Annotated in this window: 20 protein-coding genes and 2 pseudogenes; 11 read left to right on the plus strand and 11 right to left on the minus strand. The window is 62.5% G+C overall.

Annotated elements, in window-relative coordinates; all coding sequences use genetic code 11:
- The first annotated feature begins 9 nt into the window (after positions 1–9).
- Positions 10–1,545: a GTPase HflX gene (gene hflX, locus DVO78_RS08305; protein ID WP_120004350.1), complete on the plus strand. Its 1,536-nt coding sequence runs from the start codon at positions 10–12 to the stop codon at positions 1,543–1,545.
- A 3-nt stretch (positions 1,546–1,548) separates the two neighbouring features.
- Positions 1,549–3,588, plus strand: coding sequence for an ATP-dependent DNA helicase (locus DVO78_RS08310; RefSeq protein ID WP_238385202.1), 2,040 nt, complete (start codon positions 1,549–1,551; stop codon positions 3,586–3,588).
- A gap of 6 nt (positions 3,589–3,594) precedes the next feature.
- On the opposite strand, the gene lexA is transcribed toward DVO78_RS08310, so the two are convergent.
- On the minus strand, positions 3,595–4,251 hold the full coding sequence (gene lexA, locus DVO78_RS08315) for a transcriptional repressor LexA (protein ID WP_420799082.1): 657 nt from the start codon (positions 4,249–4,251) through the stop codon (positions 3,595–3,597).
- Between the two features lie 301 nt (positions 4,252–4,552).
- Between lexA and DVO78_RS08320 the strand changes: the two genes are divergently transcribed.
- The 6 genes from DVO78_RS08320 to DVO78_RS08345 are packed head-to-tail and all read left to right on the plus strand — an operon-like array spanning position 4,553 to position 9,009.
- Positions 4,553–4,918 carry a LysM peptidoglycan-binding domain-containing protein gene (locus DVO78_RS08320; protein ID WP_120004352.1) on the plus strand — a complete coding sequence of 122 codons (366 nt, stop codon included), beginning with the start codon at positions 4,553–4,555 and terminating at the stop codon, positions 4,916–4,918.
- 23 nt (positions 4,919–4,941) lie between these two features.
- Positions 4,942–6,048 (plus strand): histidinol-phosphate transaminase, encoded by a 1,107-nt coding sequence (locus DVO78_RS08325; RefSeq protein ID WP_120004353.1) that lies wholly within the window; start codon positions 4,942–4,944, stop codon positions 6,046–6,048.
- A gap of 11 nt (positions 6,049–6,059) precedes the next feature.
- Complete coding sequence (gene hisB, locus DVO78_RS08330) at positions 6,060–6,692, plus strand: imidazoleglycerol-phosphate dehydratase HisB (protein WP_120004354.1); 633 nt, start codon at positions 6,060–6,062, stop codon at positions 6,690–6,692.
- Positions 6,689–7,330, plus strand: a complete 642-nt coding sequence (hisH, locus tag DVO78_RS08335) for an imidazole glycerol phosphate synthase subunit HisH (protein ID WP_120004355.1) — start codon at positions 6,689–6,691, stop codon at positions 7,328–7,330. The genes hisB and hisH overlap by 4 nt, the downstream gene beginning before the upstream one ends.
- Positions 7,331–7,351: 21 nt before the next feature.
- Complete coding sequence (gene priA / locus DVO78_RS08340; protein WP_120004356.1) at positions 7,352–8,113, plus strand: bifunctional 1-(5-phosphoribosyl)-5-((5-phosphoribosylamino)methylideneamino)imidazole-4-carboxamide isomerase/phosphoribosylanthranilate isomerase PriA; 762 nt, start codon at positions 7,352–7,354, stop codon at positions 8,111–8,113.
- Positions 8,110–9,009 carry an SseB family protein gene (locus DVO78_RS08345; RefSeq protein WP_120004357.1) on the plus strand — a complete coding sequence of 300 codons (900 nt, stop codon included), beginning with the start codon at positions 8,110–8,112 and terminating at the stop codon, positions 9,007–9,009. The genes priA and DVO78_RS08345 overlap by 4 nt, the downstream gene beginning before the upstream one ends.
- An 18-nt stretch (positions 9,010–9,027) precedes the next feature.
- Here the strand turns inward: DVO78_RS08345 and DVO78_RS08350 are convergent, their stop codons facing one another.
- The 4 genes from DVO78_RS08350 to DVO78_RS08365 all read right to left on the minus strand — a co-directional run bounded on the left by DVO78_RS08350 (position 9,028) and on the right by DVO78_RS08365 (position 15,696).
- Positions 9,028–9,516, minus strand: a complete 489-nt coding sequence (locus DVO78_RS08350; protein WP_157983950.1) for a MarR family winged helix-turn-helix transcriptional regulator — start codon at positions 9,514–9,516, stop codon at positions 9,028–9,030.
- Positions 9,517–9,566: 50 nt separating this feature from the next.
- The gene (locus DVO78_RS08355) at positions 9,567–10,205 is read right to left on the minus strand and encodes a PepSY domain-containing protein (protein WP_157983951.1); all 639 of its coding nucleotides are present in this window, start codon (positions 10,203–10,205) and stop codon (positions 9,567–9,569) included.
- A gap of 78 nt (positions 10,206–10,283) precedes the next feature.
- Positions 10,284–14,126, minus strand: coding sequence for an FtsK/SpoIIIE domain-containing protein (locus tag DVO78_RS08360; protein ID WP_120004360.1), 3,843 nt, complete (start codon positions 14,124–14,126; stop codon positions 10,284–10,286).
- Between the two features lie 109 nt (positions 14,127–14,235).
- Positions 14,236–15,696, minus strand: coding sequence for a hypothetical protein (locus tag DVO78_RS08365; protein ID WP_120004361.1), 1,461 nt, complete (start codon positions 15,694–15,696; stop codon positions 14,236–14,238).
- Between the two features lie 156 nt (positions 15,697–15,852).
- On the opposite strand from DVO78_RS08365, the pseudogene DVO78_RS08370 reads away from it, so the two are divergent.
- Positions 15,853–16,479, plus strand: a pseudogene (locus DVO78_RS08370) (ATPase, T2SS/T4P/T4SS family); the annotation flags it as partial.
- Positions 16,480–16,781: 302 nt separating this feature from the next.
- On the plus strand, positions 16,782–17,894 hold the full coding sequence (locus tag DVO78_RS08375) for an SRA domain-containing endonuclease (protein ID WP_120004363.1): 1,113 nt from the start codon (positions 16,782–16,784) through the stop codon (positions 17,892–17,894).
- Here the strand turns inward: DVO78_RS08375 and DVO78_RS08380 are convergent, their stop codons facing one another.
- The 3 genes from DVO78_RS08380 to DVO78_RS08390 all read right to left on the minus strand — a co-directional run bounded on the left by DVO78_RS08380 (position 17,895) and on the right by DVO78_RS08390 (position 21,358).
- Entirely contained in the window at positions 17,895–18,326 is a 432-nt protein-coding gene (locus DVO78_RS08380; RefSeq protein WP_238385203.1) for a (deoxy)nucleoside triphosphate pyrophosphohydrolase, read from the minus strand. It lies immediately after the preceding gene.
- A gap of 198 nt (positions 18,327–18,524) precedes the next feature.
- Positions 18,525–19,877, minus strand: coding sequence for a recombinase family protein (locus DVO78_RS08385; protein WP_338016574.1), 1,353 nt, complete (start codon positions 19,875–19,877; stop codon positions 18,525–18,527).
- A 50-nt stretch (positions 19,878–19,927) separates the two neighbouring features.
- A complete protein-coding gene (locus DVO78_RS08390; RefSeq protein ID WP_162301578.1) occupies positions 19,928–21,358 on the minus strand; it encodes a recombinase family protein in 1,431 nt (476 codons plus the stop codon).
- 433 nt (positions 21,359–21,791) lie between these two features.
- On the opposite strand from DVO78_RS08390, the gene DVO78_RS08395 reads away from it, so the two are divergent.
- Positions 21,792–22,019 carry a DUF2188 domain-containing protein gene (locus DVO78_RS08395; RefSeq protein ID WP_120004366.1) on the plus strand — a complete coding sequence of 76 codons (228 nt, stop codon included), beginning with the start codon at positions 21,792–21,794 and terminating at the stop codon, positions 22,017–22,019.
- Between the two features lie 563 nt (positions 22,020–22,582).
- On the opposite strand, the gene DVO78_RS08400 is transcribed toward DVO78_RS08395, so the two are convergent.
- The 3 genes and pseudogenes from DVO78_RS08400 to DVO78_RS17530 form a co-directional block, all read right to left on the minus strand.
- Positions 22,583–24,262, minus strand: coding sequence for an ATP-dependent nuclease (locus tag DVO78_RS08400; RefSeq protein ID WP_338016575.1), 1,680 nt, complete (start codon positions 24,260–24,262; stop codon positions 22,583–22,585).
- A 117-nt stretch (positions 24,263–24,379) separates the two neighbouring features.
- Positions 24,380–24,547, minus strand: a pseudogene (locus tag DVO78_RS18245) (AAA family ATPase); the annotation flags it as partial.
- A gap of 86 nt (positions 24,548–24,633) precedes the next feature.
- A complete protein-coding gene (locus DVO78_RS17530) occupies positions 24,634–26,046 on the minus strand; it encodes a hypothetical protein (protein ID WP_157983952.1) in 1,413 nt (470 codons plus the stop codon).
- Between the last annotated feature and the right edge of the window lie 714 nt (positions 26,047–26,760).

The raw sequence follows: 26,760 nt of genomic DNA on the forward strand, positions 1-26,760 counted from the left end.
AAGGAACATATGACTGAACAGAAGAGAACCCACGAATCCTCCTCCACCATCGATGAGACGATCGCGCGCATCCTCGCAGCCGATGAGGCTGAGGCCAGCGCGCAAGAGCACACCAGCATCCTCGGCGGCCGTGCCCGCGAACTGGCTGTCACCGAGTCCCACACCGAGCACGACGGCGACCAGTACGACCTGTTCGAGCGCCGCAGTCTGCGCCGGGTGGAGGGCCTCTCCACGGAGCTGGAGGACGTCACCGAGGTCGAATACCGCCAGCTGCGCCTGGAGCGGGTGGTACTGGCTGGACTGTGGAGCGGAGGCTCGGTGGCCGAGGCCGAGTACTCGCTGCGCGAGCTTGCCGCCCTGGCCGAGACCGCAGGCTCCACGGTGCTGGACGGATTCATCCAGCGCCGCGCCACCCCGGACCCCGGCACCTTCTTCGGTTCCGGCAAGGCTGTCGAGATCAAAGATGCGGTGGCCGAACTCGGGGCCGACACCGTGATCGTGGACTCTGAGCTCGCGCCCTCCCAGCGGCGTGGGTTGGAGGACATCGTCAAGGTCAAGGTGATCGACCGCACCGGCCTGATCCTGGACATCTTCGCTCAGCACGCCAAGTCCAGAGAGGGCAAGGCGCAGGTGGAGCTGGCCCAGATGGAATACATGCTGCCGCGCCTGCGCGGCTGGGGCGAGTCGCTCTCCCGCCAGGCCGGCGGACGTGTCGGCGCCGACGGGGCGGGCATCGGGTCCCGCGGACCCGGTGAGACCAAAATCGAACTGGACCGCCGCCGCATCAACCGGCGGATGGCCAAGCTGCGCAGAGAAATCGCCGCGATGAAGCCGGCCCGGGAGGCCAAGCGCGCCAACCGCAAACGCCATGCGGTGCCTTCGGTGGCCATCGCCGGCTACACCAATGCCGGCAAATCGAGCCTGCTCAACCGGCTCACTGATGCCGGCGTGCTGGTGGAGAACGCCCTGTTCGCCACGTTGGACCCCACCACGCGGAAGGCCGTGACACCGGACGGCATCGGATACACGCTCTCAGACACCGTCGGGTTCGTCCGGCAGCTGCCCACCCAGCTGGTGGAGGCCTTCCGCTCCACACTGGAGGAGGTGGCCGACGCTGATCTGATCCTGCATGTGGTGGACGGCTCCCACCCGGAGCCGGAGAGCCAGATCGCCGCGGTGCGCGCAGTCCTCGCCGAGGTGGAGGCCCATCAGGTCGACGAGATCATTGTGCTCAACAAGGCCGACGCCGCGTCCGCTCACGTGATCGACCGGATCAAGCGCCGCGAACCCCATGTGGCGGTGGTCTCCGCGCGCACAGGGGAGGGGATCGCGGAGCTGAAGGAACAGATCAGCGCCTCGATCCCGCGTCCCACTATGCGATTGGAGCTGCTGGTGCCCTATGAGCACGGCGAGGTGGTCTCACGGCTGCACGCCGAAGATGCGGAGATATTGACCACCAGCTACCAGGAGGAGGGCACCAGGCTCTCGGTCAAAGTCCGGCCCGCACTTGCCCCGGTCCTTGCTGAGTTCCAGGTAGAGTCGTGATTTGTGACCCAAGGGAGTACCACCACGCACCGGCAGGCTGCTGAGCAGCTCCTGGACACCGCGGTGGCCTCCCTCGGAGGCAGCCGGCGCAGTGGCCAGGTGGAGATGGTCCGGCGGGTGGCGGACTCCCTGAGCGGTGAAAAGCACCTGCTGGTCCAGGCCGGCACCGGCACCGGCAAGTCCCTGGCCTATCTCATCCCCGCCCTGCACTATGCGGTGACGGCCAATAAGCCGGTGGTGATCTCCACGGCGACTCTCGCCCTGCAGGCCCAGATCATGGGCCGGGACCTTCCCCGACTGCTGCAGAGCGTCCAGAGCAAGCTGCCGCGCCCGGCAGAGGTCGCCCTGGTCAAAGGCCGGGCGAACTATCTGTGCAAGCAGAAGCTGGCCGGAGGCTTCCCGGAGGACGACGAGGATCAAGAGGCCCTCTTCGCCGCCGCCGTGGAGCCCACCGGCGGAGTGACCACCTTTGAGCCCACCTCCAAGCTCGGCAAAGAGGTGGTGATGCTGCGCGAATGGGCTGAGACCACCAGCAGCGGCGACCGTGATGACCTCCCGGTGGGAGTCACCGATAAAGCCTGGCGGCAGGTCTCGGTCAATGCGGTGGACTGCCTGGGCCGGAGATGCTCGATGTTCGAGGAGTGCTTCTCCGAGCTGGCGCGCAAGGACGCAGCCGAGGCGGATCTGGTGATCACCAACCATGCGATGCTCGCCATCGACGCCTTCGAAGGCCTTGAGGTGCTTCCCGAGCATGATGCAGTGATCATCGACGAAGCCCATGAGCTCGCCGAACGAGTCACCTCAGCGGTGACTGCGCAGCTCTCTGCCCAGATGATCCAGGCCGCGGCGAGCTCCGCCAGGAAGCACACCGCGATCAGCGTGGAGGGGCTCCACGCCGCGGGCACTGCCGTGGAGGCGGCATTCAGCGGAGTCGAAGATGGGCTGCTGACCGGATTCAGGAACGGCAGCGGGCTGAACGAGCAGCAGTCCCGTGCCATCGAAACAGCGCTCAGCGCGGCCAGAACCGCGCTGTCGGACTCCAAGCCCTCCGGCGAGGCGGAGGCAGATCCCGGGCGCACCACGGCTCGTGCCCGGTTGCAGGCGGTCCACGATGTGGCCGAGCGGATGCTTTCCAGCAGCGAGACCGCCGATGTGATCTGGGTGACCAGACCGGGCACCTTCACGCCGGGACAGGGATACCGTCCGGCGGATCTGACTGAGCCGCCGATGCTCTATGTCGCCCCCACCACTGTGGCCTCACGGCTGCGCGAGGGGCTCTTCGGCACCCGCACGGCGGTGCTGACCTCGGCGACGCTGACCATCGGCGACAGTTTCGAGCCGGTCGCCGGGTCACTGGGGTTGCTGGGTCAGGACGCCCCGGACTGGGAGGGCGCAGACGTGGGCAGTCCTTTCGACTATCAGCGCCAGGGGATGCTCTATGTGGCCAAGCACCTGCCCGCGCCCTCACTGAAGACTCAAGATGCGCAGCGGGACGAGCTGGCTGAACTCATCGAAGCCTCCGGCGGTGCCACCCTGGCCCTGTTCTCCTCCCGGAGAGCTGCCGAGCAGGCCGCCGAGGATCTGCGCGGACGGCTTGAGGTGCCGATTCTCTGCCAGGGGGACGCCACGACGTCGGCCCTGGTGCGGGAGTTCGCTGAGAATGAGGAGACCTGCCTGTTCGGAACGATGAGCCTGTGGCAAGGCGTGGATGTTCCGGGCAGAGCCTGCCGATTGGTGACCATTGACCGGATTCCGTTCCCACGGCCGGATGATCCGCTGAACAACGCCCGCAGCCAGGAGGTCGCCAGGGCCGGAGGGAACGGCTTCATGCAGGTTGCGGCCACCCACGCGGCGATTCGGCTCAGCCAGGGTGCCGGGAGGCTGATCCGCAGCACTGAGGACAAGGGTGTCCTGGCCATCCTGGACTCCCGGTTCGCCACCGCACGCTACGGAGCGTTCCTGAAGCGGTCCATGCCGGAGTTCTGGGCCACCGCCAAAGGTGATGTCGCACGGCAGGCGCTGCAGCGCCTGCGCGATGGCTGAGACGGCTCAGAGGCTCCGCAGCACCGTCACGACCTTGCCCATAATGGAGGCCTCATCGCCGAGGATGGGCTCATACATGCGGTTCTGCGGCAGCAGCCACTGGTGCCCGTCGCGGCGCTTGAGCACTTTGACCGTGGCCTCATCCTCCAGCAGCGCGGCCACAATATCGCCGTTGTCAGCGTCCTGCTGACGGCGCACCACCACCCAGTCGTCCTCGAAGATTCCGGCATCCATCATGGAATCCCCCCGGACTTGGAGCATAAAGAGCTCACCTTCGCCGGTGAGCTGACGCGGCAGCGGCATCACATCCTCCACCTGCTGCTCGGCCAGGATCGGCCCGCCGGCAGCGATGCGGCCCACCACCGGCACATCGGCGGTGCGGGAGTCTGTCTCAGCGCGGTAGGCGTCCAGGTTCACCACAGTGGAGTCACTCGAGGCATCGAGGGTCTCACCGGTGGAAAGCTCCTCGGTCAGAAGCTGGCCGGAGGAGTCGCGTATGACCTCCATGGCGCGCGGCTTCCCAGGGACGCGGCGCAGGTATCCCAGATCCTGCAGCCGGGAGAGCTGGTGGGTCACCGAGGACAGCGAGGCCAGGCCGACGGCGTCACCGATCTCCCGCATCGACGGCGGGTAGCTTCGTTCAGACAAGGAGGTCTGAATCATCTCCACAATCCGCCGCTGACGTTCTGTGAGCCGGCGCGGAGGACCCTCCGTGTCATCTGTGCCCGTCTGTGTTCTCTCCACCGTGGCGCTCCTCATCCTTTGGTCACCGGATCGGAGCCATGTCCGACCCTCCTGCTGTGATGGTCAGTGACCCCGACAACCGTCGAATGTCACTTCGAACTCAATACTCAGGATACTCGAAACCGTACATAGATTCCATAGATATCGGTGAGTGTCGCAACCTGAGTTCGAAACTATATGCTATAAATAGAACACAGGTTCGAATTAGGAGGACTTCCCCATGACTGCCACTGCGAACACTGCGGCCACGAACACCGGGCTGAACGCCCCCGGCCTGAGGCTCACCCGCCGAGGCCGGCTTCTGCTGCTGGGCCTTCCGGCCGTGCTGGCGGCAGTCGCGCTGCTTGCCGCTGCGGTCTTTGCCGCTGCCGCCCTGTTCAACCAGGCGCTGGCCAGCACCGGAGCGGCATCGGGTGTGGAGGCCGAGCAGGTCACCGTGACCGAGGGCGACACTCTCTGGTCGATCGCCTCTGCGGCGGAGTCTGATGCCGATATCCAGCAGCTGATCACCCAGATTGCTGAGCTCAACGATCTTGACTCCGCGCAGCTGGAGCACGGTCAGGTGCTCTTCGTGCCCGCGGACTGATCAGTGCCGACTACTATGGACTGGTGAACGATACGCGACTTGCTGACCTGCCGCTGCGGGAGGAACTGCGGGGCCAGGAGCCCTACGGTGCGCCCCAGCTGAGCGTCAGATCAATGCTCAATGTCAATGAGACCACCTATGATGTCCCCGCAGACGTGGTGGACGCCATCGCCAAAGAGGTGCGCTCTGTTGCCGAGACGCTCAACCGCTACCCCGACCGTGAGTTCACCGCTCTGCGGCAGAAGCTGGCCGACTACCTCAGCAAAGAGTCCGCAGCCGCGATAACGTCCGAACAGATCTGGGCCGGCAACGGCTCCAACGAGGTCATGCAGCACATTCTGCAGGCCTTCGCCGGTCCCGGCCGCTCGGTGATGGCCTTCCCGCCCACCTATTCGATGTATCCGCTCTACGCCAGAGGCGTCTACAGCCACTACATCGCAGGCACCCGTGGTCCGGACTTCATTCAGGACCCCGAGGACGTCGCCGCCCAGATTCGTGAGCACCGGCCCCATGTGGTGATCCTCTGCTCGCCGAACAACCCCACCGGCACTGCGTTGACCCTCGATGTGGTCGAGGCCGCCTACCAGGCTGCGCTGGAGTCCGAGACGATGGTCATCGTCGATGAGGCTTACGGCGAGTTCCGGCAGCCAGGAACGGCCTCGGCGCTGACCATGCTCAGCGGCCGGCCCCGCCTGGTGGTCACCCGCACCATGTCCAAGGCCTTCGCCCTGGCCGGGGGCAGGCTGGGGTACCTCGCGGCAGCCCCGGCGGTCACCGATGCGCTGCGCCTGGTCCGGCTGCCCTATCACCTCTCGGCGGTCACCCAGGCTGCGGCCTGCGCGGCCCTGGACCATGCCGAGACTCTGATGGCCAATGTGGAGCAGATCAAAGCTCAGCGGGACCGCCTGGTCACAGAGCTGACTGACATGGGGCTCAGCCCCTACCCCTCAGATGCCAACTTCGTGCTCTTCGGCGGAGTGGACAACGCCCATGAAGCCTGGCAGCACCTGCTGGAGGACGGCATCCTCATCCGGGAGGTCGCCATCGCCGGCCATCTGCGGGTGACTGCCGGCACTGAGGGCGAAACCACGGACTTCCTGAACTCCTTGCGCCGCTACCTGAACAGATAGGATGGCCTCCTATGGCAGCAGAACTCGTCACCGGCCGCGGCACACCCTCGCGGGCCGCACAGATGGAGCGCACCACCAGCGAGTCCCGGGTCAAGGTGCGTCTTGACCTGGACGGCACCGGGGAGTCCACCATCTCCACCACCGTGCCGTTCTACGACCATATGCTCACCGCGCTGGCCAAGCACTCGCTGATCGACTTCACCGTCGAAGCAGAGGGGGACACCCACATCGATGTCCATCACACGGTGGAGGACACGGCGATCGTCATCGGTGAGGTGCTCAGGGCCGCCTTGGGCGACAAGCGCGGAATCAGGCGGTTCGGCCACGCGTCAGTCCCGCTTGACGAGGCCCTGGCAGAGGCCACGGTGGATGTCTCCGGGCGCCCCTACCTGGTTCACAGCGGCGAGCCCGAGGGTCAGCAGTACCATCTGATCGGCGGACACTTCACCGGATCGATGACCCGGCACGTATTCGAGGCCATCACGTATCACTCGGCCATCTGCCTGCATATGCGCGTGCACTCCGGTCGGGACCCGCACCACATTGTCGAAGCACAGTTCAAAGCCTTCGCCAGGGCACTGCGCGAGGCTGTGGAGCCAGATCCGCGCACCAACGAGATCCCCTCCACCAAGGGCGCCCTGTGAACCACCGTCCCACTGTGGCCGTTCTGGACTACGGCTCCGGCAACGTGCACTCGGCGGTTCGCGCCCTGCAGCGGGCCGGAGCCGATGTGGAGCTGACCCAGGACACCGGCACCATTCTCAACGCCGAGGGAGTGGTGGTGCCCGGTGTGGGCGCCTTCGCCGCAGTGATGGATGCCCTGCAGGCCATTGACGCCCCCCGCTGGATCGGCCGTAGGATCGCTGGATCCCGTCCGGTGCTCGGAATCTGTGTGGGCCACCAGATCCTCTTCGAGCACGGTGTGGAGCACGGCATCGTCGCCGACGGTATGGGGCAATGGCCGGGCGAGGTCACCGCACTGCCTGAGCACGTCGTCGTGCCCCATATGGGGTGGAACACCGTCCGCCCACCAGAGGGCAGCACCCTGTTCCGCGGCATTGAGGAGGAGCGGTTCTACTTCGTCCACTCCTACGCGGTGCAGTCCTGGGACTTCGACCAGAGCATCGAGGCCATGCACCCGCCGAAGGTCACCTGGTCACACCACGGCAGTGATTTCATCGCCGCTGTGGAGAACGGGCCGCTCTCGGCCACCCAGTTCCACCCCGAAAAATCTGGCGACGCCGGGATGCAACTGCTGCATAACTGGATCACCTCACTGTAGACCCCACCTGGAGAGACCACCATGACTGAGACCTCTGTGCCCGCAGGCACCACCGCCGCGCTCGAGCTGCTGCCCGCCGTCGACGTCGCCGATGGGCAGGCCGTCCGGCTGGTCCAGGGCGAAGCCGGCTCTGAGACTGGCTACGGCGACCCGCTGGAGGCTGCCCAGACCTGGCAGGAGCAGGGCGCGGAGTGGATCCACCTGGTCGACCTCGACGCCGCCTTCGGCCGTGGCCACAACCGCGAGATCCTCCAGCGGGTGGTGGAGCAGATCGGCATCAAGATCGAGCTCTCCGGCGGAATCCGCGACGACGAGTCCCTGGACCGCGCACTGGAGATGGGCGCCACCAGGGTCAACCTGGGCACTGCCGCCCTGGAGGATCCCGAATGGACCGCCAGAGCTATTCAGCGGCACGGAGACGCCATCGCTGTGGGCCTTGACGTCCGGGGGGAGACCCTCGCTGCTCGCGGCTGGACCCAGGAGGGCGGGAACCTCTGGGAGGTGCTGGCCCGGCTCGAGGAGGCCGGCTGCCCGCGCTATGTGGTCACCGATGTGACCAAGGACGGCACCCTGCGCGGACCCAACACCGAACTGCTGGCCCAGGTGGCGGCCAAGACCAATAAGCCGGTGGTCGCCTCCGGAGGGATCTCCAGCCTGGAGGACATCGCCGCACTGGCCGCGATGGTCTCCTCCGGAGTGGAAGGGGCCATCATGGGCAAGGCGCTCTACGCCGGCAAGTTCACCCTGTCTGAGGCGCTGAAGGTGGCCGCTGAGTCCAGATGAGTCGAGAGCTCCCGGCGCATATTGCCAACCTGCTGCCGGCGGATTCGGCTGGGATTCCGTGGGCCGGGCGTGACCTCAGCGGCGAGGGCAACCCGCTGCATACCTTCGACGGGGATGACGGCTTCACCACCCCAGTGATCAGTGAAGCACGACGGCGCCTGCTCGCCGGGGACACCGACGAGCCCGGCTTCGTCAACGCCCTGGCCGGTCAGCGCCTGTTCGCCCCGGTGCTGGCCACCGGCCACTCAGATGCTGAGCACGGTGACAAAGAGGCAGAGATCTCATTGGTGACCCTGACCGCCTCCGACGGGCGGAGGGCCATGCCGGCCTTCACCTCGGTCCAGGCACTGACGGACTGGCACCCTGAGGCCAGGCCGGTGGCGGCAGAGGCTGAGCGGGTCATGCTCGCAGCCCTGGCCGAAGTCGCTGAACTGGTCGTGCTTGACCCTCCTAGTTCCGGCGGCGGGGAGACCCCGCGCGCCTCTCGGCCGCGGGCAGAGGCCGCGGCCTTCACGCCTGAAGAAGCTCACTTGACCTTCGTCATTCGGCGGCCCGCGGTGGAGGCACTGGCACAGGGGAGCAGCTGGACACCAAGCTACCAGGACCACCAGCTGGCCCAGGCGCTGGCGGATATCCCGCAGCACTGCCCAGGAGTGAGCGCACTGCAGCTGAGCCCGGGGCCGGGAATCCTCTCTGAGACCAGGGACGGAAGCAGAGTCCTCGGCGGCGGAACCGGACCCGAGCTGAGCATCGGCGTGGTGATGGAGCCCGGCACGGACGAGGTGGGGGTCCGGCTGGGGCTGGCCGCAGTCCAGGCGGCGGCAGAGGAGATCAGCCTGCTGCGTCAGCGGGCTGACTCCATACAGATCGTCCAAGCACTGAGGACCGAAGGGTAGCAATACCTGCTGGCGGGACTAGCACGGTTCTTCGGCCTGGTCGACGGTGTGGTGGATCTGTTCGCAGATGGCCTGCAGCTGGAGGGCCTGGGCGTCGTCCAGAGCAGGGTGGAAAAGCTGCTTGATGTGCTGGGCATGGACTCGTGAGGCCGCGGAGAAGACCTTCTTCCCCTCCTCGGTCAGCTGAGCGGTCATCCCACGCTTGTCATTCTCGTCGATGCAGCGGGATAGCAGCCCCCGCTTGGCGAGGGCCTTGACCTGGTAGGACAGCCGAGAGGGGGAGAACACCATCCGCTCGGCCAACTCACCCATCCGCAGCCGGTTGTCCTCGGCCTCGGCGAGCAGCAGAAGCAGATTGTACTCAGCCAGCTTCAGCCCGGTGACCGCATGGAGCCTTTTCTCCATGCGGTCAGTGATCAGGGCGGAGGTCTCCAGAAAAGCACGCCAGGCTCGGGCCTTCGGAGAGAATCCGGTCAGATCGCGGTCTCGGGTCTGCTCTGTGGTCACCTTCACATACTATCGAGACGCCTAGGAATCAGCAGGTTCCCAGCATTCCATCAGCTGGTTCTGACGACCTCCCCGGTGGCCACGTCCACATAGACCTCCGTGTCATTGGTCATCTCGAACTGCCAGACCACGGTGCCGTCCTCGGTGTCGAGCTCACCCTCCTGAGGCTCTGCGCCGGATTCAGCCTCAGCGGTCTGCAGGGCCTCAGCGATCTCTATCTCGACAGCAAGGGCCTTTTCCTCATCGTCGGCGTCGATGCCGTCATCCTCGGTGTCGATGATCTCGAAGGTCTCCACGTCGACCTCCAGCTCCCATTCGGTGGAACCGTCATAGACGAAGACCTCAATGTAACCGCCGTCGTTGGTGTTGTCCTCGAACTCGGTGATGACCCCGCCGGAGTACTCGGCCAGCACGGTCTCAATGGCCCGGTAGACCGGATGGTCACCGCTGGCCTCCGGTGCCTGGTCGTCGGTTGTCTCTTCCTCAGTCTGCTCATCCTCGTCAGACTCAGTGGCGTCGTCGGTCTCCTCCTCGGGCTCCGGGGCGGGGGAGTCCTCCACCTGGTCGGGCTCGTCGTCGGGAAGGTCCTCATCGGGGGCGCAGGCTGCCAGCGCCAAGGCGGCTGCCGCACTCACGGAGAGGATGCTCAGGGCTGAACGGTGGACTGGTGATGATGATTCAGTGCTCATAGCGTCCATTGTTACGCACCGTCTCTCACCGAATGCAGGAGAGAACCTGGGAGCCTCCTGATAATGAGGAAACTCTCATCAGTCGTCCCTGTCTGCCGCAGTACCAGGTGCCGCCGGCAGCGCCCATTGGACGAATAGTGGCCCTTCTGACCGCAGGTGCACCGCCCGGCCGGGGATCGGTCGGGGCAGCACCGGGATGATCGCCGCGAAGGCATCTGCCTGGCTGCGGGTGGTTGGGGAGAGGACCACGTTGGAGCCCTCGGTGCGCGCTGGGTGCGCCCAGGGAAGTTGACTGAACACTGACGGCGAGGGCGCAGCCGTAGCGACCACAGGCACTCCGGCAGTGACGGCCTGCTGGACGTAGCTGTGCTGTTCGGCGCTGCATCCGGCGGCGTCGTCGACCAGCAGTATCTGTGGCGCAGTCTGGGGGAGGCGATCTCCGGGACTCAGCAGTGCGCTTCGGTCCATCTGCTGCTGCAGCAGCCGCAGACAGCTGGACTTGCCGGAGCCCCGGGAGCCCAGGATGAGGTTCACCTTTCCCAGCGGCAGGCTGGCCGGCTCCCAGGTGAACTGCCGGAGTCCCACCACTGGGCCCTCAACGGCGGGGGAGACCGGAAGCTGGTGGTGGGGGACTCTCTCTGGCAGGGGGCGGACCAGGATCTGCGGTGCGTCCGCAGCGCCCTGCCGAGGCCCAGTGCCGTTAAGCTGCCCAGCTTCGGGCTGCTCAGCGTGGGCCTCAGCAGTGACCAGCTGGACAGATGTCCCCGGCGCAGGTCTCGTGGGGTCCAGCAACACCCCGCGTCCCGGAACTGGGTCGGTGCTGCGCAGTTTCGGCCAGAGGTAGCGCATCTCCTCCGAGGTGCCCAGCGGCAGGTAGATCCGGGTCGGCACCTTGGCTGCGAGCTTCCCGGTGGCCAGCTCACGTCCGCCGCAGATCATGACGGAGATACCGGCCTGCGGACCTTCTGCGGCCAAGGTGCCCACGAGATGCTCCAAGGACTGCAGGGACGAGTACGACGCCGCGTGCCACTGGGAAAAACCAGTCACCACCACCAGCAACGGCCGGGGTCGGGCACCGCCTCTGGTGCTCAGGCCGGTGACCCGGCGGGCGGCCATCTCCTCGCATAAGAGACGCAGGAGGTGCTCGACTTCGCGCAGGTCCTCCTCGGTGAGCCAACTGCCCACCCGGGGGTGGTCCGCCAAAGCGGCCATCGAGCGGTCCCCGTCGAACAGATACACATCGGCAGCAGCCTCTGACGCGAGGGCCTGCGAGGCGGTCGCTGCCGCAGCATCAGAGATTCCTGAGCCGGTCTCCCCCAGAAGCAGCACCGACTGCGGACGGTTTTTCAGGTCCAGCACCAGGTCTTCTTGGCTCTGCGAGGAGGGATCGTCCAGCCGCCCCAGCAGGACCGGGGCTGCGGGGCCGTCCTTCGGATGGAGCCGGTCCTCCGGCGCCAGCTTCGCCGGGAGGCTCGGCAGCAGCGGCGTGTGCCGGCGCCGGTGCTCCGGGGCGCAAGCCCCCTGCCGCACAGTCTCGACGGCTTCGCTGAAACCCGTTGGCGCGGCAGCCTCTGGGGGCCTGGCCTCGGGCCGCAGCTCCACCCCGTGGCAGCCGCTGAGCTGGGCCGTCTGAAACAGCCGCGGCGCCTCACCCGGTAGCCGAAGTGCGGCCCTTCCCGGAGCAGAGCGCTCAATGGTCGCAGCCAGTGTGCTGCCGATGACATCGCGGGACTCTTCCTCGCTGCGGACCCGCAGGCAGATGCTGGAGCCGATGTTGGCGCGAATATCGGCTGTCACCACTCCCTGCGGGCGTTGGGTGGACAACACCAGGTGCAGCCCCAGCGACCGGCCCAGCGTGGCCAGCCGCATCAGCTCATCGAGCTGATCGGGCAGTTCGTGGGAGAAGATTCTGAACTCATCGATGACCACCAGAATGCGGGCCAGCGGCCGTTGGGGGTTCAGCTGCCGATACTCGGCATAGTCCCCGGCCCCGGATGCCAGGAACAGCTGCTCGCGGCGGAACAGCTCACTGCGCAGCCCCTCCAGAGTCCGTTCAGCTGCAGACTGGGAAAGATCAGTCACCAGACCCAGAGTGTGCTCAAGCCGGCTGAGCCGGTGGAAGGCCGATCCGCCCTTGAAGTCGATCAGCACCAGCCCCAGTTCCTGGGGACCGTAACGGGCGCAGAGCGAGATCAGCAGTGTCTTCAGCAGTTCGGACTTCCCGGAGCCGCTGGTGCCGGCGATCAGCACATGCGGACCGTCCTCGATCAGGTCGAGGTTCTGCACTCCGGAGGCATTGCGGCCGAGCACTGCGACCAGGTTCTGGGCCGCTGAGTCGGTGAACATCTGCTCGGGAAGCCGGTGCGTGCACGCCGGGGGAACCTCCCCCTCCACGGTTGCAGTGACCCCGTGAGGCAGGGCCAGCCGAAGATGTTCGCGCAGTGTCTGATGCGACAGCCCCTCGAACCGGAGATCCTCAGTGCGGATCTCCGGTGTGCTGAGCTCGCTGAGGCGTTCGACCCGGCGCTCTTGCAGATCGATCAGCCAGCCGTGGGCCGCCAGCTCCGGGCCCACGCTCACCACATGCCAACCGGCAGACAGTGCCCGCTGCGCACAGCCGTGCTGGTCCGGTTCGCTCACCACGAGGACTCCAGGCCGTGTGGTGTGATGGTTCTGGTGTGCCAACAGGGCGTTCACATCCTTGGGGCTCAGCGCGGAGACCCGTGCCAGATCCCGCAGCTCGGGAATGCTCTGACTGCCCAGCAGGACGGTCTGCGGCCGGGCAGGGTTCATGACCAGTTGGACCAGTACCCAGCGCAGCAGCCGCCTGACCTCGCGCAGCGGGCCAGTGATTCCAGTCTGCTTCCCGGCTTCCAAGGTGATGCCGACAGCGGCCTGAGCCGCGGCGTCGTCGTGCTCCTGATCGGTGCCGGTCCCGAACTCCAGCTGGGTGATGACGGTACCGGTGCCCAGCCGAACGGCCGGAGCCGCTGCGGCACTGGCCCCGGCGTAGACCGTCTCAGTGCTGTGGCCACGCAGCTGCAGAATCAGGTCGCCGGGTGAGCACAGGGCTGTATGCGTGCGCCGGCTCCAGCGCTGCGCTGCCTGCCGAACATGCTGCCGGTACTTTTTGCGCTGCCGGCGGCCGTCCCAGAAGATGGCCGAGGCGATCAGGGCGCTGGCACCGCTGAAGAGCAGGAAGAACCACATGCCAGTAATGGTGACCAGGACGATTCCGGCCACCAGCGGGACCAGCGCGAAGGCCAGCATCATCTTGTTTCTGCTCTCTGGGGGCTTGGCCCTCACCGGCTCATCCGGCGGCGGCCAGGACTGCTCGGGTGCAGGCAGAGGCGTTTCCACGCTGAGCCGGCATTGTGTGGAGCCCAGCCGGAACTGGTCCTCTGTGGTCAGTGAGCGTGGTGGACGGTGGGCCGGTTTGCGCTGGTGCAGCAGTACTGAGCCGGTGCCGACTTCCAGGACGGCCTCTCTGCGAGATATGGTCGGATCCGCTGCTGAGACGGCCACCTGACCGCGGCCGATCTGTGTGCTGCCCCGGCGCAGCGGAATGAGCCTGCCGGCATCAGGCCCAGAGTCCAGGCACAGCCGCAGCTGGGAGGCGCCCAGACGGGTCAGGGCCTGGTCTGCTGATGAGATCAGGACGACCATCGCGGAATGGATTAGCGCTGATCCGGCCTGGAGGCTGCTCAGTGTCACCCCGGCGGTGCTCAGCCGCACCCCCGGGGTCCCCAGGAAACGATGCAGCAGCTCATCCAGCCTTGGTCCGTCCAATCCATCACCGGGATCATCGAGGACCAGCCGCAGCTCATGGTCATAGGCTCCGGGGGCTCTACTGCGCAGCTGCTCCCAGTGCTCTGAGTTGAGCGCATCAGGTGTGTGGACCACTGTCACGGTAAAGCTCATGGCCGATACCCCTTGACCTGTTGTGCTGTGCTAGGTAACAGTTATCGACTTTATGCTCATGATGATCGAGTTTGAAGCCGTTTGCTATTTCTGTGGATAACTCGCCCTCTTAGGGCTCTTCGACGTTCAGCTCGCTGTCGAGGGCGTCCAGGTAGTCGGTGAGCATCCCCTGAATCTGGGCGGCGGCCTCTTCGGCGGACCTTCCCTCCGGCGTCAATGAGGCGTCAGCCTCGATGCGGGCCCGATCCCGGTGCACCTCGATGGTGACATCGATCTGTTCAGGGTCAACGTTGCTGTGGATGTCCTCCCATGTGCCCTGGAAGACCCGGCTGAACCCAGACCACTCATCATGGGTGAATGGCTCAACGCTCTGCTGCCCGGAGAGTCCGTAGTGGTAACTGCCGTCCGGGTCCTCCTCGGTGGTTTCCATGGCTTCGGGTGAGGAGTCGACCTGGCCGACGTCGTAGGAGGCCTCGTGCTGCGACACCGTGGTTGCGGCCTCCTCTGCGGTCCAGTCCAGATGCGCCCGGATACTCATCCGCTGGCGCAGATCCGTCCCCTCTGCGACGAACTCGGTCAGGCTGCGGCCGGATTCACTCGTGATCGACCTGCCGGTGGCGTGCTCCACACCCTCGGGCAGCGGAAGGTAGACGGTCATGCGTGCCACATCCTCCAGATCCGAACGCTCACAGGAGTCATCGCCCGGGCAGATCTGGCTGACGTAGTGGGTCTCCTCATCGAAGTCGTCCCGACCCGGCAGGGCCTCTGTCAGGTGTGTAGGGGTGATGAAGGGGGTCTCAACGTGTGCTGGAAGTTCGGCCAGCCGCTGCATATAGTCAGTGATCAGGTCCTGACAGACTTCTAGAGCAGAGTCCCCGGCCAGCAGGTCAGCCTGGCACTGCAGCACGGTGCTTTCATGGACGGAGACCGTTCTTGCTGTCTCACGCAGCTGGGTCTCCTCCCCGTCGGGGGCGAGGTAGCGCATCTGAGTTTCCATGAAGTGTCCGGTGATCTGAGACCAGTCGCCGTCCAGCACGAACGCGCTGACTTCCCCAGTGCCTTCCTCGCCAGGAGTCCAGGAGCCTTCCTCCTGATCCGGTGCGATGTCGAAGTCACCGTCATAGGGCTCGTAAGTAGCGGCGATCTCTTGAGTGCGCTGCTCCGCCTGGTCAGGCTCCTCGTACCGGGCGATGGTCATGCTGATGCTCGGGGGGAGCCAGTCCTCCTCCCACTCACCCTCCGGGCCGCCCACGATGCTGATCAGGTCGGCGCCTTCGCCGGGCCAGGGACCGCAGGCGGTCGTTGACGGGCAGAGACGAGTGACGGCGAATCCGTCGGGGAGCTCCTCGGAGCTCGGCAGTGCTGCCGCGATGCGATCCAGGTGGGTGTCGGACAGGGCCGCGGCCTCGATCGGCGAAGTCTCCGGTGGAGGATCTGGGTCTCCGCTGGTCTGGGCACCAGGTGTTTCATCACCAGTGGATGCTGTGTCCGGCTCCGGGCCGGAGCCGCAGGAAGCCATGAGGACCAGGGTCAGGAGCAACGGCACGATCTTTGGTGCAGCGTGATGCATGTCACTGATACTACAGCGCTGGGTTGAGCCAGAGCCCGGGATTCTGCCTGAGGCCTTCCGCTTTCTGCTGCGGAAAGCTAATGTGGTGGACACTGCCGCCGTTCAGCAGTGTTGCACTGTGATGACCTGACCGATTCTTGGTGGAAGGCGAGAGTCGTGGACGCTGTGACCATTGTTGAGGATGAAGTCCGCGAGACCATCCGTGTGCGTGGGATAGATCCTGCTGAGGATCCCACCGGCATCAGGCGCTTGGTCGATGAGGCTGTGGCCGATTATGACAAGCGTTCGCTGATCGCTTCCCTGCCGTTGCTGGGAAAGCCCTCCGAGGCTGCCACCAGGATCTTCCACTCGGTGGCCGGGTTCGGTGAGCTCCAACCGCTGCTGGAGGACCCGGGCATCGAGGAGGTGTGGTGGAACCGGCCTGACCAGGTCTTCGTGAGTCGTTCAGGGCGGACTGAACTGACGTCTGTGTCCCTGACTGAGACCAGGGTCAGGGACTTGGTGGAGCGGATGCTGAAGTCCTCAGGCCGTCGCCTGGACTACTCCACCCCGTTCGTTGATGCCGCCCTGCCTGACGGATCACGTCTGCACGTGGTTATTCCGGACATCACCCGCAGGCATTGGGCGGTGAACATCCGGAAGTTCATTGCCAGGGCCAACTCGTTGGATGATCTGGTCAGGATGGGCTCACTCACTCTTGAGGCCGCCGACTTTCTTTCCGGCTGCGTGGCCAGCGGTCTCAATGTTCTGGTCAGCGGAGCCACGGGAGCAGGAAATACCACATGTCGCGTTTGACACCCCAATTTGGGCAGGGTCAAGCTCAGCTTAGATAAGTTTCGCCCGTGCGGACTTAGGCGCGTACGGATGGGCGTTGCTCTACTAGCTATGAGTGGCCTGAGGCAATTCGAGGCGAGATTCTGCCGGGACGAGTTTTCTTGAAGGCCACTCAGTGGGAGTGATTCTTTCGGGAGCTGTTCTCCAAGGAGTCTCCTTGCCCCACACCGGCTCTCTGAGCTGCGGTTTGGCCGGTGCCTTGCGTGTGATCTGTCTTGGCGACTGCACCCACCGATGCGTAGTGTTGAAGTATGGTCGCCTTTACTCCCGCTCAGATCGCTCTCGAACTTGGCGTAACTCAGAAACAGGTCCGTGACGTGCTGCGGAAACACTACGGTCGACTTCCCGAAGAAACCTCGAGGTGGGAACTGGACGAAAGCCAGGCCAAGACCGTTCGGGATTATTTTGAGGACAGTTCAGAGCGCCGCAGCCTTGAGTGGGCACTTGAACCTGGAGACACTGTGCGACGTCGCGCGATCCATGAACGCTATGGCGGCCAACAGCAGGGAGGGATCTCTACTCCAAGGGCGATCCCAGATCTCTTGATCTTCACAGACCCAAGTTCGGGGGCACGATACGGTTATGACAAGTTTGAGGGTCTCCGAGAAGATGGTTCTTACGCCTATACCGGCGAAGGCCAACGCGGAGATCAGAAACTTGAAAGAGGTAACCGGGCTATCAATGAGTCGGCCTCTAAGGGCAAGACCATCCGTCTGTTGCGCACCAATGGCGTGAACGTTACGTATGTAGGGGCTTTTACTACCGATGACCTTCCATACGAGGTCGAGATGATTCCGGATATTGATGGTGACTCACGTCAGGGACTGATTTTTAATCTTGTTCCGGTGACTGCGCGGCTGGATTTACTTCCTGAGTATGGAGGAGAAAAGCTTACGCAGGATGGTCGAGCTGCCGCCGCACCGCAGGTTCAGTCCTGGAGTCGACCTGATTATTCCGACGTCGTTATCACCCGAGACGAAAACCTACCTGTAGCTGATCGCAAGATGTCACGTCTTGAGTTCAAACTACATTCTGCTTTCGCTGACTGGCTTACACATCAGGGCACCCCGCCAAGTCGGCTCCGATTGCCGAGTGGGAACACAGTTCTCGAACCTGACTTTTGGGTTCAAGACCGCGAGTGGATTGTCGAGGCGAAGAAATCTGTCTCCCGAGGTCATGTACGGACTGCAATCGGTCAAGTCCTCGATTACGTCCATGTAGCCAGCAGGCTAGGCCTGAGGTGTGAACCTGTCGTGTTGTTGCCGGGGGAGCCCGAAGAAGATCTTGTCGACCTCTTGCAGACGCATAACATCATCTTGGTCGTACGAACTGAGGAAGGCTTCGAGAAACTACCCTGCAAGTAATCAACTTCGTACCGAATCGACCAATCGTCTGACTGCCGGCAGGTCGGGCCTGGCCCATTCGAGTCGCCCGAGGTCGCTTAAAGGAATCCACAGAAGTTGGTCGTGGTCCAAACTCTGTTCAGGTTTTGGGCCCGCCAGTGAAGTGCGAAAACACGCCAGTTGTATCGCCAAACCGTCAACGACTGTGGTATCGGTACTTAGTTCGCTGTCGACTAGGACCGTTGTGCCGAGTTCCTCACGGATCTCTCGAACGAGCGCCTCTTGAGGGCTTTCTCCTGATTCGATCTTTCCTCCGGGAAACTCCCATAGCCCTCCTGCCGCCTTGTCTGGCTTCCTGCGGCACGCAAGAACTTTCTCATCGTCGAACACGACTGCAGCGACCACACGAACCGTAACGGTCCCCTCGTCGCCATCCGGCTGTTCATTAGTCACCACCTCAGACTAGCTGCTGAGCCGTTACTCAGGGCTGCGGAATTCTCTGGCGTGCGACCGAAATGGGCACTCAATGTCATACAGACCATCTAGGTGGGTCCACTGAATGCAACGATCTACTGGTTGGGTCTAACGACGCTGACCGAAGCGTGGTGTGGAGGTCGCATGGTGGCGGTTATGGCTGTTCTTCATGGTTGGTCAGGTGCGGGTGTGTATTTGGAGGCGTGATTTGATGTCGTTGCCGGGTCGCCGTGGGTCGATGGTGATTTTGCTGGCGAGGGCGTTGATGATGGTGCGTTGGCGGCTGATGGACAGTGATGTCATTGTTGCTGGGGCGTCGGGGTAGTGCTGGAGGATCCGGTGTTGGAGGTGTCGGTGGAGCTCGATGTCGGATGCCTCGATGATCGAGATCAGGCGTAGCCGATGGGTGAGGAAGGTTTCTCGGGTGATGGTTGCGGCACCGTATTGCCGTGCCGTCTCGTGTAGTGCTGATGTCGCGGCTGTCAGTGTGGTGAGGATCGAGGCTGGAGGACGCAACGGCGGGCGTTCTGTACGGAGAGGATGCAGTGCTGTGAGGTGGGTGATGATTGCTTGGTCGGTTTGGGTCATGTCGGCTGTGACTTGACCGCAGGAGGTGGGGTGTGTTCTGCATCGGTAGATGCGTTGGCCGCGGTGGGTCACGCCGCTGACCAGACGGTTGTCGCAGGTACTGCAGTAGGCCATGCCACCGAGCAGTGTGGTGGAGGATCGGGCGGGATCACGCCGTGGTGCGATCTGCAGAGCGCGGATCAGCGCTGATTCTTCTTCGGTGATGATCGGTTCCCATGTGCCGTGGTGTTCTCCGGCTCGGAGATGTACTCGGCGGCTGGTGAGGATCGCGGTGATCGTTGTCGCGTTCCATTTCGGACCGTCTGCTGGTGCAGGGATCCCGGTTGCGGTGAGTTCGCGGGCGATCACGGTGGGCGCGAGACCGGTCAGGTAGTGATCGATGATGCGGCGCAGGATCTTGCTCTGGTCGGGGTGCAGGGATCCGTTTTGGTGGTATCCGTAGTGGGTTCCGCCGTGGAGGAGCCCGCGGTGGGCTCGTTGTTGGTGGGCGCGGGCGACGCGGGCTCCTTTGTGAGCAGATTCGTAGTTCGCGAATGCGACCAGCTGACGGGCGAAGAGGCGTCCTTCGTGCCGGTTGAGATCGAAGAGCCCGCCTTGGACTGATTCGACCCGGACTGGACGGGCATCGAGGAGGTCGAGGAGTTCTTCGAGTTCTCGTGGTTGCCGGTAGAGGCGGTCCATATGCCAGATGATGATGGTCGCTGCCGGTGCGTGTTCTACATGGTCCAGCAGACGCTGGTACTGGGGTCGGGTCCGGTGGTGGTAGGCCGAGACGGCTTCATCGACGAACTCGATCACCTCGGTGTATCCCAGCTGGGCGGCCAGGGTGGTGCAGTCAGCTCGTTGCTGCTCAATGGAGGCGTGGTCACTGGTGCGGTTGGCAGAGATCCGAAGATAGATCAGAGCTGTCGTGACTGGGATGGGGCACTCCGTGATTTGCAGCGCCCACGCTCATGCTCCACCCAGGTTGGGGCGCTGAGGTGGGCGCTAGGTTATCGGCGGTAGGTGATGCGGATACGGGATGGATCGAAGCTGCGACCCGGTTTTCCTGGGCTGATTCTGAGGGTGCTGATCAGTGTGGTGATCACAGCACGCCGGTCGGTGGTATCTAGGGCTTGCCACCAGCTCTGCAACGCCACGGGGTCCCCGATGGGTGCGGCGTGTAAGGCAATGGCCCCGCCAGTCGCGACTAACTGCCGGCTGGTCTCTGCTAGAGCCTCTTCTGCGGCGCCCAGCCCAGCCCGGTACTCGCTGGTGGCGATGAGGCGTGCTCTGCGGTCCTGATCGAGTTGGTGGATCCGCTCGTTGATCATAGTCACCTGTGCTAGCAGGGCGCTGGGTGATGCGGTGTCCGAGGAGGCCCGGGGGTGGGCCAGACGGTGCAGCACACGACCGGTGACGTAGTCCTCCAGATGCGTTGCATCAATGCTCAGCCCGCCCCGCTGCGGGCGGGAAGGATCCCTCTGACAGGTATAGCGCAGCCTCAGGGTGCGGCCAGTGGTTCGGCTGTGCCCGGCGATGGTCAACCCAGCCCCGCATTTACCGCAGCGAGCGATCCCACCGAGCAGGCTCGGTCGAGCCGGCTGGGTGCGCCGTCGCCCCGGATCGGCGAGGATCTCCCGGATCCGGGCGGTCTCCCCTGGGGTGATGATCGGATCCCACTCACCGGGGCCTAGGATCTCCCGCCCGCCAGCTGGGTCGGTGTGGGTATCGGGGGAGTAGGCGCGCTGTCCGGAGATCCGAGCTGAGGCCAGCACACTGCGCACCGTATACGGGTACCACAGCCCGGAGGTGCCGTTCTTAGTGCCTAAGGGTGGGATCTTCGAGTGATTCAGCCACATGGCGATCGAACGTAACGATTCCCCAGCCAGGAACCGGTCAGCCATCTGACGGATCACTGCGGCTTGTTCGGGAATCAGCACCCCTCCGGGCCCGTATCCGTAGCGGGCGGGCCCATGCCAGCGGCCCTGCTGGGCCAGTCGTCGGTTAGCGCGTTTGACCCGATCAGATTTATGCCCGGATTCATAGGCAGCGATCGCGACCAGCTGCCGGGCCATCAGCCGGCCCTCAGTGGTGTTCAAATCGAATCCACCACCACGGACAGCCTCGATCCGCACAGGGTACTGCTCCACCAGATCCAGTAGATCTTCAAGCTCTCGGGGTCGGCGGTAGAGCCGGTCAACATGCCACACCACGATATGGGTCACCCCACGACGTACCGCGTTGATCAGCGCCTGGTACCCGGGCCGGTCTCTGCCATCGAAGGCGGAGATATCGTTATCCACAAACACCGGGGCATCCTCGACACCCAGGCGGGCAGCAAGAGCTAGACAGTCAGCTTCCTGCCGCTGAACCCCGGCCCGCAAACCAGTACGATCCTGCGAAATCCGCAGATAGATCGCAGCCTGAACCACTATCGTCACCCCGCTAGCGTCTTTATCCAGAGTAAACATGTGCTTATACCGCTGTGGTTGTTCGTAGGGTAAAGAATATGAGTCAACCAGCATCTGCACATGACGACGAAGACCGGTTTACCTCCCGCCCTGCCAGACAAGCCATCTCCGAGATTCTCGGCATGAGCATCATGGGGGTCGTCGCGTCCTTGGTGCTGATGACGTTTCCCTTCGATGAAGGCTTTCTCGAACGTGGCCTGCGACGTGTCCAGCCTTTTGCGTCAATGGATGGGCGTATCGTTTGGACTGCGAGTGCGCGACTGGTCTCTTGGGACCACGGCATGGTTCGGCAGCTCGAAGGTACGATACACACAGTGCATCGACATGGAGTAAGAGCGTAAGGGTAGGGATCCTTACCTGTGACTGACTGTGTTGAAGTACTATCCAAGCCAGAGGCAGCACGATGGCGAAAAAAGGAACGGTAGAGACCTACTACGAGAACGGCCAATGGAAGAACAAGGTCGGGGGCAACGAACGTGCGAGCAACACGTCAAGTAACAAGGCTGAAGCCCAGAGTACCGGTCGAGAAATGTCTCGGAAACGCAAGGCCGAATACGTCATCAAGAAAAAAGACGGCACAATCGGAGAGAAGAACTCCTACGGCAACGATCTCCACCCACCTAAGGGATAACCAACCACGAAGAACGTCAGCATCTGCTAACCCCTAGGGGCGCAAAGTAATGGATCAAGCTCAAGTCCTGCATGCAATGGCTAGGCCTATCGTGAAGCAACTGGCACCCTTAGGGTGGGCTTTGCACACGCGATGGCATTACGAGAAGTGCCGTGAGCTCGCGAAGTAAGGTCAATCAGGGCGCTCCCCAAGCTGAGATCGATGAGGCCATCACAGAGCAGTGGAACGCACAGAGCGAAGTGTTCTTGTCAAATGTTGCCCTGTCTCTAGGACGGTTCGGTATGAACATCGACTCTGAAGTTTCAGCGAATAGACCAGCTCAGGGCTAATTTGGTGGAAGAGTCTAGCAATGGAAAGTGCACCATTTCCGGTGTGATGCTTCTGTACTACTGATTCGATTCACACGACTTTGAGTGGGTCATCGGTGAAGTGAGCTGTGGTGGAGGTGATGCTCACCATTCGGGTCGAACAATGTGAAGCGGCACTTGATATTTGAGCTTGGGGAGTTTTCGTGGACCAGGCAGAAGGCTGTGCTCAAGGGCAAGTCCTGTTCGTTGTGAGTGTTAGCCCTCGATGCTGAGCAGTTCCAGGAAAGTCGCGTGGTGGGCCTTTAGGCACTCACGTGCTTGGTCGGTCATCGGGATAGGGCCATCGTGGCGCAAGAGACGCCCTGCAACTGCGACCTTGCTCGGTGTTCTGCGGTGCCCGCCGAGAGCGTTTTCGACCGACTTCGCGATAGTTACACCGTTTTCGAGATCAGCCTGCACATCTTCCCGGGTGACTTGTTCGACGCGCTGTGAGTCGGTGAGGACGGCATTGACTGTGTGCAAGTAGAAATCGGGTTCGATGAGGTCCTCGGTGGCCAGGCCCGCAGGGAGCCGCCTAATCCGATCCCTTGGTACATGTGCCCTCTCAAGGGCTGCTTGGTGCTCGTCACCGCCGTCGTCCCCGTCGAGGAGATAGGCGACTCTTACGGCTGCATAGTCGGTTCGGTCAAGCTGGTCAGGATGAATGTTCGCGAGGCCAGGCACAACTTGGTAGCCGAGAGTGTGCTGGTTTGTTGCTCTACGGATCAAGGTGGGTAGGAGCATCATGTCGGATGCCCCCTCGGTGAATACGGCAGCTCTGAGCGCAGTGAATGCCGCAGCGCCCGCGCCCATTGCAAACAATAGTGGGGTTAAGCCGGGCTGATCGTTCTCCCAGAAGCTGTTGCTCAGCACGCTGGTCGCTCGATCGGGGTGGGGCTTGACCACGCGAATTCCTGTACCCAAATCTAGGGGAAGGCATCCGGGCGAATGAGTGCTGTAAATGGTGCGTGAGGGAAGTTCAAGAAGGAAGTTGATGAGGTCGGCTTGCGCGTTGTAGTGCAGGTGAGTGTCGGCCTCATCAATCAGCAGAATTGGTGACGGATCACTTGAGTGCTGAGCGAGGAATGAGATGAGTGCTACGAAGATTCGTAGCCCGTCGCTGCGATCGGTGAACCGGGCAGTGTCTTCTCCGTCATCGATGAAAACGCGAAGCGTGGTGTCGCTTACATCAACTCGGACCTCAAGATTGCGCTGTCCCCAGTGCGGAGAGATCGCCTCCTTAAGGGCTCTATTGACTTTTCGGACCTGCCCGGATGTACGTTCAGGCACTCCGTCATGGACAAGGGCATAGAACTCACGGATGTTCGTATTGCCGAGCTTGAGTAAATTGACTAGCCCTCCGTCAGGTTTCAGCACGTCCTCGGACGGAGTGTGTGTTTGTTTCCCATTCTGCTTGGTAGAGCGTCGAGACAGGCTATATTCGAATCTTAGTGTTCGGTCCTGCTCAGAGAACAACAAGAACTTAGGAATGCGAGCTGCGATAGCGACACCAGCAACAGCCGCAGGCTCAGGCTCGCTCATCTGCTGCTGCCAATCTTTAAGCTGTTGAGCAGCGATCATGTCTGCCTCGGGAGTAGGCTGCTCGACCGTTTCGGTGTCTTTACCATCCTCCGGTGTTTCGGTAATTGGCAGTTCCAGCCACCGAATTAGGGCCTGCACGTCTTTTCCAGCCTGCTCGTTCCACTCGCGCCGTGAGCCGGCCAGATCAGCTACCTTTTGGAGATCTTCCGTCTCAAGCCGGCCTTCTAGCCGGCCTTGCAGTTCAGGATCCTTTGTCAGCTCTAAAACTGTGTCCGCTGGAGCAGTCTTTCGAGTCAATGGCGGTTCGAACTTAATCTCAGTGTTGCCATCCCGATACCTCGAGTAGCGAAGCATCTTTGGCTTAACGGTGGTGTCCACCGCAGATAATGCTTCAGTATCGGAATCCTCGAGGACAAACACCGCAGTGACCGCCGGACCGGAAAGATCAGCTTCGATTGTTCGGTTTACTTTGCGGGTCCCCAGATTCCCGCCTTCGGTGAGCCAGGACAGTGCTTCTAGCACGGTCGTTTTGCCGGCTTCGTTCGGACCGACTAACGCAATGAGGTCAGCGTCGACGTTACATCCTGTATCTAACAGCCTTTTGTAACCCCCAAACTCGATTCTGCTCAGCCGCATGCTCCCGAAGCCTTCCTATGTGATTGTTTGCATTATTGCAGGTCGAGCCGACATGGACCGTCCCGACCAACGTTGCCGAGTAGCGAAAGTTAGAGATCAATTGCTTTAGTGTCTTGCCACCAAGTTTCGAAGCGTTGACTTAAGTAAAGAGACTCAGCGGCATCGAGCTTGTCGATGCGAAAGATCCGTTTTCCGAAGCCACTTGGTGAAGTTCCAACACTGATGCCACCGTTGGTCCAGAGGTAGAACCGGTCGTGAAACGGGGGCGTTCCTATGCTCCACTTTTTGGCAGAGACATTTAGAGGAGGGCCTTTGGCGCTTCGTCCCGATAGGACTCTAACGGGGATTGTTACGGCGCTGAGAAGGTTCCAATCCTCAGGGTGGCTTCCGAAGTAGGGGTCTAAGACTAGAAGTTCATCCCGTGCATTACGTAGCTCTTGTTGAATACGTGACTCTGATTCGTTCCGGGTAGAGACGATTCTTCCTGTCATAGCGTCCTGGAGGAGTTCCGTGAGCTGTTGCCCTACGTTCCTGGCACGCTCCAGTCGCGCTGGTAGCTGAACTTCTGGCTTCTCTCCGACGCTCACATTGAGGCGATGATTTGTGCCCATGAGACTGATTTGAGCACTGATCTGCTCTGCGATATGAAACATGGAGGTTTGATCAAGTAGTCGGCCATCACTGTGCCAGAGGCGAACGCGGCGATCGACGTTGGAGCCCAGGGTCGGTAAGGATGCTGTGATCCATTCGTTCTCAGACACGTCAGGCAATCTGATGTCCCGGAGACGCAGACGTCGAATATCACTGACCTCTCCGTTGATTTGTTCTTCAAGTTCCAACTCGAGATCGCTGAATGAGACACGGTTTTGGTCAGCCATCACGGATACTTTGAACGTCTCTAGGTTCTTGCCTCCCACTACATCTACCAGCCATGCGTCTCTGCGTAGCTTCGAAACCAGTAATCCTCGGTCGTGTGTTCGTTCTCCGGTGAGTCCTGGTGTCATGCGCATCCCAGAGATGCTGGCAAGCGCAGACGCATCCCCGTTAGACATGGCTAAGGGTTCACCGTTGGCTGGAAACCAGAACCCATCGACGGGCCTACCAACGCGCGCGATCACCGAAGAGCGAGGCGTATCAGCCTTGGGGCAAAGGAGCATGGGCGTATCCGCACGCGAGTAGGTTGGGTGCAACGCTGGTAATGAGCCAAGGTCAGGCGAATGCCCCAACAAGGTGTCATTAAGCCAGCTATGGGCATCTGCCTGAGTCAGGGTTACTCGTACCGCTAGCCAAGGAGACCGCGCTGCCAGACCTTTGGCCGCCTGGTGCGTAGGGTGAATGCCTTGTAGCGGCCATTCAGCATCAGCAACGTCGCTGGGCGCAAAGATAATCGACGCCCACACCAACTCATGATCGTCTTCGGTGGTGCGCAAGATTCCGGACAGCACTCCGACGTCTTTGGGCTCGATTCCAAGCCACTCTGTAAGCTCAAACGTGTTACTCAAACTTTGACCCTCAAGGTCTGGATGCATGTCGCGCAGCGGAAGTTTCCATGTACTAATTATTGACTAAGCGCAATTCCGCGTGAGTCTAGGAGACGTGTTTGAACCGACGGCGTGTTCCATGATGGCTGAGTTGAGTTATACGCCTTGGAAGCGGCACAGAGAGACAATCCGCGGGGACAAGGAGTAGCAAAGCGCTGCATCCACACCTAGGTCAGGTGGGTGTTTCCCAAGTGAGGCCTCGTGTACTTCACTGCCGGCGGGTGTTCATGCCGATGACTTCGGGGCGGGCAATTCATTCATGTCGGCCAGAGGCGGGAGCTGTTCTCGGCCACGCAGGCAGTGCGGACGCGCTACCGCTTCCGCCCCACGGGCGAAGGCGTCGATCACAGTGCGGGAAACAAGCTCATCGGTGCGCGATAGGTGGAGTTGGACGCAGGGTTGACGTTATCTCGACAGCGTATGGGAGGCTGTGGAACGCGACGCCAGCAAGGTCTTCACTGACGGTTTTTGGGTGCTGTCCAACATGTGTTTTGTGGCCGAGGTTCGGATCGCGACACAAAAGCGAGATCAGTCACGGTAGTGGTTTGTGGGTTCCTTCGCGCCGAATCTGGTGGCGGTAGGTCGTCGAACACGGTCTGCCCTGCGATTAAGCGTGCTGCAGCGTCAGCTCCAGAGCTCGCGGTCATTTACTGGGCCACTTCGGTACTCTGCGTA

The organism is Nesterenkonia muleiensis (assembly GCF_003600155.1).
GTDB classification, from domain to species: domain Bacteria; phylum Actinomycetota; class Actinomycetes; order Actinomycetales; family Micrococcaceae; genus Nesterenkonia; species Nesterenkonia muleiensis.

Excerpts from the sequence above, each read along its gene's own strand:
- lexA (WP_420799082.1), bottom strand. The coding sequence starts at position 4,251 with ATGATTCAGACCTCCTTGTCTGAACGAAGCTACCCGCCGTCGATGCGG.
- hflX (WP_120004350.1), top strand. The coding sequence starts at position 10 with ATGACTGAACAGAAGAGAACCCACGAATCCTCCTCCACCATCGATGAG.
- DVO78_RS08320 (WP_120004352.1), top strand. The coding sequence starts at position 4,553 with ATGACTGCCACTGCGAACACTGCGGCCACGAACACCGGGCTGAACGCC.
- DVO78_RS08395 (WP_120004366.1), top strand. The coding sequence starts at position 21,792 with ATGGCGAAAAAAGGAACGGTAGAGACCTACTACGAGAACGGCCAATGG.
- DVO78_RS08375 (WP_120004363.1), top strand. The coding sequence starts at position 16,782 with ATGGTCGCCTTTACTCCCGCTCAGATCGCTCTCGAACTTGGCGTAACT.
- hisB (WP_120004354.1), top strand. The coding sequence starts at position 6,060 with ATGGCAGCAGAACTCGTCACCGGCCGCGGCACACCCTCGCGGGCCGCA.
- DVO78_RS08400 (WP_338016575.1), bottom strand. The coding sequence starts at position 24,262 with ATGCTTCGCTACTCGAGGTATCGGGATGGCAACACTGAGATTAAGTTC.
- DVO78_RS08355 (WP_157983951.1), bottom strand. The coding sequence starts at position 10,205 with ATGAGCACTGAATCATCATCACCAGTCCACCGTTCAGCCCTGAGCATC.
- priA (WP_120004356.1), top strand. The coding sequence starts at position 7,352 with ATGACTGAGACCTCTGTGCCCGCAGGCACCACCGCCGCGCTCGAGCTG.
- DVO78_RS08345 (WP_120004357.1), top strand. The coding sequence starts at position 8,110 with ATGAGTCGAGAGCTCCCGGCGCATATTGCCAACCTGCTGCCGGCGGAT.
- DVO78_RS08365 (WP_120004361.1), bottom strand. The coding sequence starts at position 15,696 with ATGCATCACGCTGCACCAAAGATCGTGCCGTTGCTCCTGACCCTGGTC.
- DVO78_RS08360 (WP_120004360.1), bottom strand. The coding sequence starts at position 14,126 with ATGAGCTTTACCGTGACAGTGGTCCACACACCTGATGCGCTCAACTCA.